We start from the raw sequence: 13,345 nt of genomic DNA on the forward strand, positions 1-13,345 counted from the left end.
CTCGAGCTCTATTCCATCGACGAGGACCTGAGTGTCGAGGCACTCCCGGTCGCGGTGGCCCCCGGCTCTTCCGCGTCATCCGCGTCCAGCGTGAGCAGCGCGTCCTGCCCGGCCACGTCGGCGTCGTCACTGACCACCTCAACCAGCTTCAGCTGCTGATCCGAACCAGACGAGGAGCGATCCATGAACTCAGATCCGTTGGACCTGGATCTCTATGCCACCGACGACGATCTGGTCGTCGAGGCCCTTCCGGAGGGCAGCGCCCTCAACAGTTTCTCGTCGGCGGCGACCGCCAGCAGCGCGTCGTGCCCGGCAACGTCGGCGTCGTCACTGACCTCCTCCACCAGCTTCAGCTGCTGACCGTCGAGGAAGCATCCATGCACCAGGAATCCGGCCTGGACCTGTACGCCACTGAGGAAGAGACGTTGACCGTTGAGGTGCTTCCCGAGGGAAACGCGCTCAACAGTTTCGCCACCGTCGCCACCGCGAGCAGCGCCTCGTGTCCCGCGACGTCCGCGATGTCCTTCACCAGTGCCACGTCCCTCTCCTGCTAACAGGTTCGAGTATCCGCAACGAAGTGAGGAGTCACCATGAACGACGCGCCTGAGCTCTACCTGTACTCCACCGACGACGACCTGACCGTCGAGGAACTCCCCGAGGGCGGGGCCCTGAGCACCTTCGCCTGCGGCAGCTCGGCGTCCACCGCCTCCTGCCCGGGATCCTCCGCGGCCAGCCTCAGCTCGGCAAGCTGCGCGTGGAGCTGAACCCCTTATCGACGACATTGAGGAGAACGAATGTCTGGTTCGCAGGACAGTAACGACATCGATCTCGTCGCGGTCGGATTCGACGACGACGACTTCAACGTGAGCTCCCTTCGTGAGGGCCTCTCCCTGGGCACCTGGAGCTCGGCGTCGACGGCGTCGAGTACGAGCTGCCCCGCCAGCAGCGCGCTGTCGATCTCGTCGGCGAACTGCGTGAGCTAGGAGCACCGGGGGCTCGGCGGGATCAGGAGGTTCGCCGAGCCCCCCTTCACGGCCTGGTGAGGTGTCGAGAACAAGCAAAGGGTGGATATGTCCGCACCGTCGAGACCCCAGCTCCGGAGCGATCTAGAAATCCTCCGCGGAATGGATGACATTCCCCTGATATTCGACCCCCTCTCCGGTCGATACCATCGGATCAGTCGCAGCGGAGAAAGACTCCTTCCCCTACTGGACGGCAGCCGAGCGAGGGACGACCTCGTCCAGTCGGTCTCGGCGGCCACCGCCGACTCGGCGAGACTCCAGGAGAGCGTCAACTCCTTCCTGGACTCCCTGGCGAGTTCCGGACTGCTGGTCGGATCGAGCCCCGACACGGACGGGGACAGCCGCGTGCGTCGCTTCCAGACCACGCAGTTGATGCCACGCTTCGTCGTATCGCGCGCGCTGCCGACGTTGCTGGAACCACTCGCCGCGGTGATCCGAGGCGGTCCACAGCGCCTCATCGCCGTTCTGTCCGGGCTCGGAGCGGTGTTCGGTTACCTGACGGCGATCGGCGTCCTCGTCGGTACCGCTCCTCCCCTCGAGCAGATGATCGGTCCGGCGCTGTTGGTGGCGTGCGGCCTGATGATCGCCCAGACGCTGGTGCATGAGAGCTGCCACGCGCTGGTCGCCCAGGTGTGTCGCGTCCCGGTCCGTGGGCTCGGCGTCGCGCTGCTCTTCTACTTCATGCCGTTGGCCTACGTCGACCGCACCGACGCCTACCGGCTCCAACGCCGTGGCCCCCGCGTGCTGCTCGCCCTCGCCGGACCCATGGCCGACGGGTGGATCGCCGGAACGACCGCGCTCGTGGCGTTCCTCGGTACCGGATTCGTCAGCGACGTCGCGACAGCTCTCCTGCTGCTCCAGGTCATCGGCCTCGTCATCAACCTGAATCCGCTGCTGCCCAGCGACGGATACGCCGCGATCGAGGCCGGAACCGGGCTGGTCGACGCGCGCGGACGCGCGTTCACCATCCTCGCCAACACCGTCACCCGGCGGCCCCTCCCGCGTCACCTCCAGGGAGTGTCCCTCAGGGCGCGCGCGGCCCACCTCGCCTACGCCACGTGCTGCCTGCTCTACGTCGGGATGATCGCTGTGGCGATGCTCAACTTCTTCGCCCTTGCCGTCTCTCTTGTCGAGGGGAGATTCCATTCATGATGGCCGGCCCTCCGGTTGGGAACTCGCAGGACCTTCGTGCGCGACCAGACCACGACGCGATGTTCGCCCCCCTGGTCATGACCCGGGTCGGCGGGCTGCCCGTCGACGTGTGTCGCCTGACCACGGATGCCACGAGGGGCCTACTGCGCGACGTGGTCCAGGTGACCGAAGAGCTCGAGAAGCTGTCGCCGGACCTGGTGGACGCCTGCTTCGTCCTGGTGCCCCGGCTCGACGACGACGCCTCCCTGCGGCGTAAGGCACTGGCCGGGAAACGCGCCGCGCACCGACTCGCTTCACTGCCATGGACCGACGCCGCGCTGGACGCCCTCTGCGACCGAGGCGGCGAGACGTTCACGGGGTTGGTGCGGCGATGGCGGGATCTCACCGAACGTCGGGATCTCCTGCACATCTCCCTCGACGAAAGTCTCGCCCGCGACGGATCCGAGGCACTGGCCCGGATGAAGGCCACGCTGAACGAACCGCGGTTCGCCGAGTCACTCGCGGTCGTCGCGCCGGACTGGTTCCGGTACGGCCGCCCGTCCGACGCCGCCCCCTCACCGCGGGACCTCAGAACCCTGTACTCCTACGTCACCCGGACGGCGCTCAAGACCAGCCCCCTGTCCGGACTGACGACGGTCGGTGTGGCGGGGACCAAGGGCGGCGGCCGCGCGTGCAGTCGCACCGGCATCGACGTCGCCCTGCACGCGCTGCGCCAGCTCAGCGCGGCGGAGGAGACCGCCCACCTGTTCCGCTACCGAGCGGCACCCGTTCGCGGGGGCGGCGAGGAGAGCCCCAACGGTCTGCTCCTCCATGCCGATCTCAGCGTCGGCGGCGGGAAGTCCTGGCGTTTCGACCACGTGATGGAGGCGGACCACGCCCGGCGCTGGCTGGACGGCTTCGCCCCCGACCGACGGGACGACCTGCGTCTCGAGGAGATCCTGCGTGCCCTCGGCGGTGAGCGCCCGTTCGAACGCTTCCGACGGCTCCTTCACAGCGGGGTGTTCCAACCGATACCGCCGTGGTCGAACGACGAGGATCCGCTGGCCGTACTGGCGCGGCGCCTCGCGGGGACGGCGACGGAACCGGGCTCCGGTCCGATCCCCGTCGCCGACCTGGCCGAGGCCTGTCGCCTGGGCGCCGGGGCCGCCGACGCCGACGCCACGACCCGCGTCGAGTCCGCGATCCGCGTCCGCGAGGTGACCCGCCCGTGGTTGCGCGACGACTGGGGTGCGGCAGCGTCGGCCGGTGTCATCTACGAGGACCGTGAGACCGACACCGACCTGTGGAACCCACGCGACAACGAGCACGTACGAGCGGACCTGGACAAACTCGCGCGGCGCGTACGGCCGTACGTGTTCCGGACCCACCTGTACGACGTCCTGGTCAACCGCTTCGTGGCCGAGTACGGCACCGGGGGACGATGCGAGGACGTGCTCGGCTTCCTGATGCGCCTGAGCGTTGACCGCGACAACAGCCCGCTGGTGGACGGAGCCCACGCCGCGGACCGTGCCTGTTACGCCGATCCCGGTGAACGGGCGTGGTTGCCGGTGGGGCCGACCAGCGCGCCACCCAGTGCGGCGGCGTTCTTCCAACTTCGCGCCACGGAGTGGAAGGACGTCGAGGCCGGGCGCCATCGGCTGGTCGTCAACCAGTTCAACGCCGGGACCGGCGGGCTGCTGAGTCGGTTCCGGCGTCTTCTGGGGCCGGAGTTCACCCAACGGCTCCGCGCACACGTCGCGACGTTGTGGGGCGACACCGCGGTCCGCGAACTGATCGTCGGAGCGGACGCCAACACCGCGCAGGCCGAGTGTTCGGGGATGTTCCCGGCGGTGACCCTGCCCGGCGAGGTTCCCACACCGAACGCGATCACGCTGGACGAAACGCGGCTGGTGCACGACCCCGACAACGACACCCTCACCCTCGTCGACCGGTCGGGCGGGGTCGTGGGCTCGCCTACCTGGGGCTGGTTCCGCAACACATGATGGCCCCCTTCGTCCGCCTCCTCACCGTTCTCGCCGACCCCTGGATCAACGCGTCGGCCGACAACGACCACTCCCTTCCGTTCGAGTTCGGGGAGTACCGCGGAAGCGAGGTCGCGGTCGTGCCGCGCGTCGAGGACGGTCGCCTCGTCACCAAACGCGCGTCATGGATCGTCCCGACCGAGGCCCTCCCCCTGGAGAGCGCGGACAATGACCGCGACCTCGTCCTCGGCATGGAGGAGTTCCGCGCCCGGCACGGCATTCCCGAGGTCGTGTTCCTGCACCAGCTCGGCGGATTGGAGCTGATGCGCGACGGGGGCCACAAGCCGATGTGGGCGGACCTGCGTTCTCCGTTGTCGCTGCGCGCCCTGCGTGGGTGGTTGCGAAGGGACACCCACCACGTTCGGGTCGCGGAGGCCCTGCCCGAACCGACGGCTCATCCGGACCGGGACCTGTCGGGCGCGGTGCGCGCGACGGAGCACATCACACTCATGCACTGGTCCCGAACCCAGGAGGTGGGGGAATGACGGAAGTGACCGACCACCCCAGTCCCGCCCGTGACTCGATCCTCGACCAACCGCACCAGCCTCCTGACTCCGACTGGTGGTACGTCCGCGCCTACCCTGGCAGCGGCGCGCTGATGGACGCGGCCTGCGACGTTCTGGTGCCGTGGCTGCGGGAGGCCGCTGCGTCCGAGAACGCGGACCGTTGGTTCTTCCTTCGCTACATCGACATGGTCGGCCCGCATCTCCGGCTACGGATTCGGTGCGCTCCCGATGGGGTGGACCGGTTGCACTCCCGCATGCCGGAGTTGTGGCTCGCGCTGGACAAGATCCCTCCCGACGCGCGGGGCGAGCCGTTGATCGCGAACGGACTCTTCGGCGACGCGTCGGGCGCGGTTCGCGTCGCGCCCGGCCTTTACGCCCCGGAGATGCACAAGTACGGCGGGCCGGCGGGCGTGGAGGCGGCCGAGCGGCTGTTCACCGCCTCGGCGCGTTGGTACGCCGACAACCTTCCGCACCGTTCACCACGTCGCTTCCGGCGCGCCGCCCTGGCGACGACGCTGATGCGGGAGCTCGTCACCACGGCCCTCCCCCCGGAGGATTGGAAGGAGTTCTGGCTGCGCCACCGCCGCCAGTGGGGCTGGCAGTTGGTGATGTCCCAGGGAAAGGCCGCGGTCCCCGACCTCGTCAGCGAGACGGTCACCGGGGTGCGCGAGGTGGTCGCCGATGTCGACGTCGCTGCCGTGCGCACGCACGTCGCGTCGGTCGTCGCCACCTTCGAGGAAGTGACGCGGTCCAACTCCGGTGTGGACAGGCTCGACCTCCTACTGAACTACCTGCACATGGACATCAACCGGTGGGGGTTCGTCCCCGCGGAGGAAGCGCTGCTGGGCATGGTGACCACCAGCATGCGATAGGCACGGCACGCGACGGGACGGATGGCTGGTGGCCATGCCCCACACAGGGCATGGCCACCAGCCATCCGCGCGTCCTGCCGTCATGACACCATCGGTGAGGCGGCCACACGCGGGGCCCGCCGATCGTGGGGCCCTCCCGGCGAGTTCCTTACGGACTGGCCCCGCTCGGCGCGAGGTCAGCCCTACTTGCCAACATGGCAAGTTCTTGCCATACTGGTTATCAGCATCGGACCGCGACGAGGGGACATCCAGCATGGACCACTCAATGGATCACACCGAGGCGGCCAAGCAACTCGCGGCGGCCGACACCCTCCAGGAGCGGATGCGCCACAACGCTCGACACTGCGCCTTCGCCGCCGTCACCCTCGGGGTGGTCACCCTGGTCGGCACGGCGCTGCTCGGCGCCAGCCACGGCGGGACCGCCCTCGACATCCCCGTCACGCTGGTCGTCCTGGGAGCCGCGGTCGCCGCGGGCGCCTACGCGTGGTCACGCCCCACCCTTCCACGCAACTACCTCACGATGCACCTCGTCATGACCGTCGGGGGAATCGCCGTGCTGCACACCGTCACCTCCACGGTCGGCCGGGTCGTCTTTCCCGGTGAGTGGTTGTGGTGGGGACCGGGTGCGATACTCTCCGCGACCCCCGCCTTCGTGGTCGCGTACATCACGCTGCGCCGGGACGGCGCCAGATCGCGGTAAGGGCAGGCGATGACGCACCCTCGCAAGCAGTTGGACGAGACGATCCACGCGCCGATCCGGTACTCGATCATCGCCGCCGTGGTCTCCGTCGACCGGGTGGACTTCCAGTTCCTGCGCGACGCTCTGGAGATCACCGACTCGCACCTGTCCAAGCAGCTCTCGATCCTGGAGAGCGCGGAGTACATCGAGATCGAACGCACCTTCATCGGCAAGCGCCGCCGCACCTACATCACAGCGACGCCACAGGGCAGGGCGGCGTTCGCCCAGCACACCGAGGCGCTGCGGGCCATCGCCAGCGGCGCGGCCCCCGTGTTTGGCTCGGCCGTGGACGCCGACACCGAAGGGTGACCCCCGGCATCGGTGTGCCGACGTGGCGACGGGGCCGGGCTGACCAGTCCGACCCCGTGCTTATCGCATCGCTATCCGGTTGACTGTTGGTGTCGTCCGGTGCGATCGCCGATGTCCTCGCTCTCCACTCGCGGGGCGGGCGCGCCTTCGGCGTCACGCCGACCGGATCGGTAGGCTCGCTCGGCCGTACCGACTTCCTGTGTCGTCCCTTGGTCAATCCGACCACGGTTCCACCCGGCGGTCAGGCCGTAGATCACCATCAGGCTGACCACGATCCCGAGGATCGACCAGAACGGGTAGGCGACCATGAACGCGAACTGCACCAGGACACTGATGGCCGCGACCGTGACACCCGCGGCACGAGCCCACGTCTGTCCCGTGAGACAGGCGAGACCCGTCAGGCCAACGACGACACCCCAGGCCACCAGTACGATTCCCCAGACCACGAAATTGAACAGGAACAAGTTCCCTTCCGCGACCACGAAGAATTCCGGCTGCCACCAGGACACCAGTCCTTGCACGACATGGAACGCCCCGGCGAGTAGCAACATTGTGGCAGCGAAGAACTGCCAACCGTTGGCTGTTCTCAATTCCATCTGCGCCACTCCTTCATACGCTGGCCGGGGCCAAGCATCCGGACTCCGGCTCCCAGGTCCACCCTGAAACAGCAGGCCCAGGTGATTCCAGTCCCAATGGTTCAGAAGTCGGCAAAATGTCGGCAATACCGCGTGTCGCGAGGGTTATTCGGAGCGCGACCAGTGCTCTCGGGAAGCGGAGCGTCGCGGTCCCGGTACCGGCTCACTCCGAGGGGAGCACCATCTCCCGGTAGTCGGGAAGGTCGATGGCGTTGGCGGCCCGGTGGATGGGGTCGAGGTAGCGCTGAAGTCCGCTCAGCGCCCGGAGATGGGGCGCGACGCGAAGGAACCGGTCACGCACCCACGTGCCGCGCCGGGTCGCGGGAACCAGGAACGGAAGCCCAGTGCCGGGGATCCTCTGGTTCTGTGTCACGAAGTCCCGGATCCGCTCCTCGTAGGCGGGGAAGGCCCGCTGATGGTCGCCGTTGTGGCGGGCCAGCTCTCCGGCCAGCACGTAGGCCCCCACCAACGCCAGCGACGTCCCCTGGCCGGACGCCGGAGACGGCCCGTACGCCGCGTCCCCCAGGAGGACGACCCGCCCCTTGGACCACGTGTCCATCTTGATCTGACTCATCGAGTCGAAGAAGAAGTCCGACGCGTCCGACAGTTGCTCCAGCAACCGAGGCACCCGCCCTCCGAAGTCGACGAAGACCTCCGCGAGGAAACGCCGTTGTTCGCTCGCGTCACTCCGCGCGACCGTCCCGTTCCCACCGTCCCGCAACGCCAGGAACGCCTTGGTCTCTCCCCACTGGTTGGCGAACACGCCCGCCATCCGGCGCCGATTGGTGGCGATCTCGCCCCATCCATGCGGGAGCTCCTCCCTGGCCACGGAGAAGAACGCCACGTAGGCACCGAGTGCGTGCGCGTAGCGCTCCTCGGGACCGAACACGAGTCCACGCGTGGTGGAGTGCAGGCCGTCCGCGCCCACGACCACGTCGTACTCGGCGCCTTGTCCTTGGTGGAAGTCGACCGCCACGCCGGTCCCGTTGTCGCGCAGGGCGACGATCGAGTCGTCGAAACGGTAGTCGACCCGCCCCTCGGTGAGGGCGAAGAGTCGAGCGCACAGCGCGTCCCGATTGATCTCGATGTTGTGGTCGCCCTCGCCGGCGGTGAAGGCCCCCACCGGAACGTCGATGGGCGTGGGTGTGACCTCGCTGGTCATCGTGAGCCCACGCAGACCGGTCCGGGCGGCCTGGAGGTCGGACCGGATGCCCATCCGATCGACCACGTCGATGCCCACCCCGCGAACGTCGATGTTGTAGCCGCCCTTACGCACGGTGGGGGCACGTTCCACCACCGTGACGTCGAAGCCGTAGCGCGCCAGCCAGTACGCCAGCGCGGGCCCGGCGACGCTGGCCCCCGAGATCAACACTCGTTTCATCGTGCCTCCCCGAATATGCCTACTGGCCGCACGGTAAGTGAGACGCTTACCGTGCGTCGAGTAAGTCACCGGGGTCCGATGAGTGATCTACTCTGGCGGGAGAACGGAGGTGGGCCGTGGCCTCAGGAGGAGCCGACACCCGCGCCGAGATTCTGCGGGTGGCCCTGGAGCTGTTCACCAGTCAGGGCTACCAACGCACCAGTCTGCGGGAGATTGCCGAGCGCCTCGGTATCACCAAGGCCGCGCTGTACTACCACTTCGCGTCCAAGACCGACATTCTGCGCGAGATCGTCCAGCCCCTGGTCGACGACAGCACCGAGATGCTGGAGACTCTCCGCGAGGAACGCGTCAGCGACCCGCGCACCGTGTTCGAGCGGGAGTTCGACCTTTCCTACCGCCACCGGGCCGTGTTCGCCCTGTGGTTCACTGACCTCTCGGTGTTCCAGACACTGAACCTGGTCGGCGAGATCCTACGGTGGCGCACGGAGGTCCAGACCGCCCTGCTTGGCCCCGACGCCACCCCCGCGGCCCGGGTCCGCGCCACGTCGGCACTCGGAGGGCTGCAGGACTGCGCCGTCCTCCCACTGGACGCGCCGTACGAGACCCTCCGCGCGGAGTCCGTCGAGGCCGCACTGCGTGCCTTGGAGCCACGGAGAGCGTCAGAAAGCTGACGGCTCAGCCCAACCAGCGCCGGAGCCACCGGCGCCTGGCCTCGACAGCGTCCTTGGACAGCGCCGCCTCCGGCGTCACAGTGTCGAAGCCGTGGTAACCGCCGGGCCAAACGTGCAGCTCCGCCTCCCCTCCGGCCTGCCATAGTCGGCTGGCGTAGGTCACCACCTCGTCCCGGAAGTTCTCGGCCGACCCGACGTCGAGGAACGCCGGTGGCAGATCCGAGAGGTCGACGGCCCGCGCGGGCGCGGCGTACGGCGACACGTCCGGACCGCCCGCCGCGTCGCCCAACAGCGCCCGCCACCCGGTCGTGTTCGCCGAACGACCCCACGTCCCGTGGTTCCCCATCTGGAGGGCGGAGGGAGAGTTGTTCCGGTCGTCCAGCATCGGGCACACGAGCACCTGCCCAGCCAGCCGCGGTCCACCGCGGTCCCGCGCCATCAGGGCGAGCGCGGCCGACAGCCCGCCACCAGCGCTGACCCCGGCCACCAGCAGCCGATCGGGGTCCGCCCCCACCGCCTCCGCGTTCTGCGCGAGCCACACCAGCCCGGCGTAACAGTCCTCGACCGGCGCCGGATGTGGATGCTCCGGCGCGAGCCGGTACTCCACCGACACGACGACCATGGGCATCTCTTCGGCCCAATCCAGGACGTCGTCCAGACCGAACCGGTTGTTCCCCACCACCATCCCGCCGGGATGGGAGAAATACACGGCGGGAAGCGACGCCCCCACGCCGACCGGCCGACAGACCAGCAAGGGAACGTCCGGGGCTCCGGACGGCCCTGGCACGCTCCGGTTCTCGACCTCGAACCGACCGTCACGCCGCAGTCGGTCGACGGAGGGCGTCACCGCGTTCATGATCCTTCGTCGCTCCAGCACGTCGTCGGCCCCGAGGTCCGGCCCGATGGCCCGGCGGTGCACCTCCAACCCCGGCACGAGCTCGGGATCGAACGGAACGCACGGCAGGTCACCGCCACGAGCGGGGAACTCGGGCACAGTGGGATTCGACATGGGGGGACTCCTGTATCCGGGGGCGCGCCGTCCTGTCACTATCCCCGGCTCGCACCCGCGATACGCACGGCGCGTCAACGACCAACGGCCGAGGTTCAGTCGAAGAGGTGGTCCACGCTGCTCACCGTGGCGGCACGACGGACCAGGACGTCGAGTTCGTCGTTGTCCGTGAGAGCCATGACGCGACCCCGGGTCGCGTCATCCACAGACAAACCCCGCGCATCCAGGACCAAGAGAACACTCTCGGCCCTCCCCTTGGCCTCACCTCTCACCTCACCCTTGGCCTCGAGGCGTTCGGTGAACTCGCTCCGGTACCGGACCGTGGGCAGAGGACGCGCTCCCGCGCCCACAGTCGAACGATCGTCCGGCGACTCACTCAAAGAGCTGGTCCGCGCTGGTCACGGTGATGGCACGGCGGACCAGAGCGTCGAGCTGGTCGTCGTCGGTGACGGCGAGGACCCGATCCCGGGTCGCGTCGTCGACGGCCACCTCCCGCGCATCCAGGACCGAGAGAACACTCTCGGCCCTCCCCTCGGCCTTCCCCTTGGCCTTCCCCTTGGCCTCACCTCTCGCCTCACCTCTCGCCTCACCCTTGGCCTCGAGGCGTTGAGTGAACTCGCTCTGGTACTCGAAGGTTCCCACGGCCACAGCGTCCTCCACATAGGTGCGGTCTGCCGGGCGCAGCAGCGCCAACAGGATCTCAGTGTAACTTTGGGCACGGTCGGGGTCGATGTCCGCGAGGCCTGTGAGCAGGGCGTCTATGACGCCACCGCGTTGGCCGTGCGCGACGGCGGAGAGGCCGCCCAGCTCCGGCGACTGGGCGGCCCGGGCGGGCTCGTCGATGACGGGTACGCGATCGGGACCGATCACGTAGACGTGCATCACGTATCGATTTCCCAGGTGATAGGGGACGTCGTACCGATCCGCGATGTTCTGGTCCGGGCAGAACACCACGACGTCGACCTTGCAGTCGTACCGGTCGGCCATGGTGCTGCTGTACACGCCCCAGCGGCGGTACTTCTGCTCGACGAAGGCTCGTTGGGACTCCACGATGAGCCCGTGGGAGGTTCCGGCATCGTCCACCTGCACCAACAGCGCGGTGTCGCTTCGCCGTTCGTGCACTTCGGGTTCTCCGAAGTCCCCGCAGTCGAGCTTGACCGGCGCGTCCGCGGGGAAGTCCGCGCCGAAGCACTCACGGAGGAGCTCGACCACCATCTCGGGTCTGTTCCTGCACAGGTGGAGCACGTACTCGTGTTCGAGAGTTGGCATGGCGCGAGATTAGTGCGCAGGGAAGATCACGCGCAGTGATTTGGCGAAAGTTCGTCCGAAGCGCGACAACGATACTGATGTCCACCATGCGCGGGAAATCCCCCCGGCTGATGCGAACGGGCGTCTAGTTGACGGCGCCGAGGAACAGGTGGACGGCCAGGGCGATCCCCGCGAGGGCGATGCCGACGCGCAGCGGGGCTTGGGGGAGACGGCGGACGATGGCGGGGCCGATCCACGCGCCGAGGAGGCACCCGAGGGCCAGGCATCCGGCGGCCGCCCAGTCCACGGGGGCGAGGATGGCGTAGGCGACACCGGCGGTGAGGTTCGCCGCTCCCGTCACCACGTTCTTCACCGCGTTGGTGACGGCGAGACGTTCGGAGGCCGCGATGGACAGCACCGCGAGCATCATGATGCCGGCGGCGGCTCCGAAGTAGCCGCCGTAGACACCGACCAGGAGGACGGCCACGGCGAGGAGCGGCGAAGGGCGGAGGCGCGCGCTGGCGGGGGCTCGCCTGCGGGCGGCGGTGCGGATCCGGTCGCGGAACAGCAGGACGACCGACCCCAGGGCGATCAGCCAGGGAACGACGAGCTCGAACATCTCCGACGGCGTGCGCAGCAACAGGAAGGCGCCCACCCCACCGCCGACCACGGCGATACCCATCAGCCACAGGAGGCGGCGCCCCTGCCCGCGCAGTTCCGGGCGGGAGCCGGCCGCGGCGCCCACGGTCGTTGAGAACAGGGCGACGGTGTTCGTGACGTTCGCGGCGATCGGCGGCAGCCCGACCGCGAGGAGCGCCGGATAGCTGAACAGCGAGGCGAGTCCGGCGATGGACCCCACCAGTCCGGAAGCGACACCCGCGCCGAAGAGGAACGAGGCAGAGGTCAAGTCCACTACTGAGATCATCCCGCCTGGCTCGTACTCGACTCCGGCCCCGGCGGCCGGGTTCTCGACACCACGTCCTCGATCCCGTGGCGCACCCGGATCAGGGACGTGACCAGTTCGTTCATCCGTTCGGCGGTCAGCGTTGACGCCGGGAGGGAACAACTGATGGCGTCCACGGCGGGGCTGGTGTAGCGCAGGGCCACGGCGACGCAGGCGACCCCCACGGAGTTCTCCTCGTGGTCGACCGCGTAGCCGAGTTCACGCACCGATTCCAGCTCGCGCAGCAGGTCCTCGTGGCTCACCCGGGTGTTCGGCGTCAGCGCCACGGCCGCACGAGGGAGGTTCTCATCCAGGTTGGGCCCCGCGCGGTCCGCGAGAAGCGCTTTGCCCATCGCCGTGCTGTAGGCGGGGAGGCGCCGCCCGACCCGGCTGTAGGGCCGCAGGTAACGCGTGGACTCCTTGGTCGCGAGATAGACGATGTCGCCCCGGTTGAGCCGACCGAAGTGGATGGTCTCGTCCAGATCCGCGTTGAGGGTGTGCAGGTGGGGGCGGACGAGCCGGAGACGCTCGTCGGTGTCCAGGTACGTCGTACCGGCCAGCAGGGTACGGATCCCGATGCTGTACCGGGTTCCACTGGCGTCGGCGCGCACCCACCCTCGGTCGATCAGGGTCCGGACCAGCGCGTAAACACTACTGCGGGGTGCGTCCAGCGACTCGCTGAGCTCCCGCAACGTGGTCGGGCGGTTCTCCCGGGCCGCCAACAGCTCCAACAGCTCGACCGTGCGGGCGGCGGACTTGACGTCGCGGACGCCGCTGGGCGACTGGGTGCCTCCCATGACGTCGCCCCCTGTTCCACTTGGCCCCTGGACCGTACGC

18 protein-coding genes are annotated in these 13,345 nt (G+C 68.6%); 12 read left to right on the forward strand and 6 right to left on the reverse strand.

Translation table 11 applies throughout. The features are described from left to right. The first annotated feature begins 54 nt into the window (after positions 1-54). The 11 genes from J4H86_RS27650 (at position 55) to J4H86_RS15000 (ending at position 6,621) form a co-directional block, all read left to right on the forward strand. The gene (locus J4H86_RS27650; protein ID WP_394356518.1) at positions 55-159 is read left to right on the forward strand and encodes a hypothetical protein; all 105 of its coding nucleotides are present in this window, start codon (positions 55-57) and stop codon (positions 157-159) included. A gap of 24 nt (positions 160-183) precedes the next feature. Then, entirely contained in the window at positions 184-360 is a 177-nt protein-coding gene (locus tag J4H86_RS14955) for a thiocillin family RiPP (protein ID WP_236538166.1), read from the forward strand. Between the two features lie 17 nt (positions 361-377). Further along, positions 378-554 carry a thiocillin family RiPP gene (locus J4H86_RS14960; RefSeq protein ID WP_236538168.1) on the forward strand — a complete coding sequence of 59 codons (177 nt, stop codon included), beginning with the start codon at positions 378-380 and terminating at the stop codon, positions 552-554. A gap of 36 nt (positions 555-590) precedes the next feature. Beyond that, positions 591-764 (forward strand): thiocillin family RiPP, encoded by a 174-nt coding sequence (locus J4H86_RS14965; protein ID WP_236538171.1) that lies wholly within the window; start codon positions 591-593, stop codon positions 762-764. 30 nt (positions 765-794) lie between these two features. Beyond that, positions 795-983, forward strand: coding sequence for a thiocillin family RiPP (locus J4H86_RS14970; RefSeq protein ID WP_236538173.1), 189 nt, complete (start codon positions 795-797; stop codon positions 981-983). Positions 984-1,124: 141 nt separating this feature from the next. Then, entirely contained in the window at positions 1,125-2,174 is a 1,050-nt protein-coding gene (locus J4H86_RS14975) for a PqqD family peptide modification chaperone (protein ID WP_236538175.1), read from the forward strand. Between the two features lie 59 nt (positions 2,175-2,233). After that, positions 2,234-4,156: a hypothetical protein gene (locus J4H86_RS14980; protein ID WP_236538177.1), complete on the forward strand. Its 1,923-nt coding sequence runs from the start codon at positions 2,234-2,236 to the stop codon at positions 4,154-4,156. Then, entirely contained in the window at positions 4,153-4,680 is a 528-nt protein-coding gene (locus J4H86_RS14985; protein ID WP_236538178.1) for a hypothetical protein, read from the forward strand. The genes J4H86_RS14980 and J4H86_RS14985 overlap by 4 nt, the downstream gene beginning before the upstream one ends. Next, a complete protein-coding gene (locus J4H86_RS14990; protein WP_236538180.1) occupies positions 4,677-5,573 on the forward strand; it encodes a thiopeptide-type bacteriocin biosynthesis protein in 897 nt (298 codons plus the stop codon). The genes J4H86_RS14985 and J4H86_RS14990 overlap by 4 nt, the downstream gene beginning before the upstream one ends. A gap of 265 nt (positions 5,574-5,838) precedes the next feature. Further along, positions 5,839-6,273: a hypothetical protein gene (locus tag J4H86_RS14995; RefSeq protein WP_236538181.1), complete on the forward strand. Its 435-nt coding sequence runs from the start codon at positions 5,839-5,841 to the stop codon at positions 6,271-6,273. A 9-nt stretch (positions 6,274-6,282) separates the two neighbouring features. Continuing rightward, on the forward strand, positions 6,283-6,621 hold the full coding sequence (locus J4H86_RS15000; protein ID WP_236538183.1) for a winged helix-turn-helix domain-containing protein: 339 nt from the start codon (positions 6,283-6,285) through the stop codon (positions 6,619-6,621). A 71-nt stretch (positions 6,622-6,692) separates the two neighbouring features. Here the strand turns inward: J4H86_RS15000 and J4H86_RS15005 are convergent, their stop codons facing one another. Both J4H86_RS15005 and J4H86_RS15010 read right to left on the reverse strand, forming a co-directional pair. Beyond that, entirely contained in the window at positions 6,693-7,217 is a 525-nt protein-coding gene (locus J4H86_RS15005) for a DUF7144 family membrane protein (RefSeq protein WP_236538184.1), read from the reverse strand. Positions 7,218-7,419: 202 nt separating this feature from the next. After that, complete coding sequence (locus tag J4H86_RS15010; RefSeq protein ID WP_236538186.1) at positions 7,420-8,637, reverse strand: FAD-dependent monooxygenase; 1,218 nt, start codon at positions 8,635-8,637, stop codon at positions 7,420-7,422. Between the two features lie 116 nt (positions 8,638-8,753). On the opposite strand from J4H86_RS15010, the gene J4H86_RS15015 reads away from it, so the two are divergent. After that, entirely contained in the window at positions 8,754-9,308 is a 555-nt protein-coding gene (locus J4H86_RS15015; RefSeq protein ID WP_236538188.1) for a TetR/AcrR family transcriptional regulator, read from the forward strand. 4 nt (positions 9,309-9,312) lie between these two features. On the opposite strand, the gene J4H86_RS15020 is transcribed toward J4H86_RS15015, so the two are convergent. From J4H86_RS15020 to J4H86_RS15035, 4 genes are all read right to left on the reverse strand, one after another. Next, complete coding sequence (locus J4H86_RS15020; protein WP_236538191.1) at positions 9,313-10,317, reverse strand: alpha/beta hydrolase; 1,005 nt, start codon at positions 10,315-10,317, stop codon at positions 9,313-9,315. A 372-nt stretch (positions 10,318-10,689) separates the two neighbouring features. Beyond that, on the reverse strand, positions 10,690-11,586 hold the full coding sequence (locus J4H86_RS15025; protein WP_236538192.1) for a hypothetical protein: 897 nt from the start codon (positions 11,584-11,586) through the stop codon (positions 10,690-10,692). A gap of 124 nt (positions 11,587-11,710) precedes the next feature. After that, positions 11,711-12,478: a sulfite exporter TauE/SafE family protein gene (locus J4H86_RS15030; RefSeq protein WP_236538194.1), complete on the reverse strand. Its 768-nt coding sequence runs from the start codon at positions 12,476-12,478 to the stop codon at positions 11,711-11,713. 8 nt (positions 12,479-12,486) lie between these two features. Beyond that, entirely contained in the window at positions 12,487-13,305 is an 819-nt protein-coding gene (locus tag J4H86_RS15035) for an IclR family transcriptional regulator (protein ID WP_236538195.1), read from the reverse strand. Between the last annotated feature and the right edge of the window lie 40 nt (positions 13,306-13,345).

It is taken from the genome of Spiractinospora alimapuensis (assembly GCF_018437505.1).
GTDB lineage: Bacteria > Actinomycetota > Actinomycetes > Streptosporangiales > Streptosporangiaceae > Spiractinospora > Spiractinospora alimapuensis.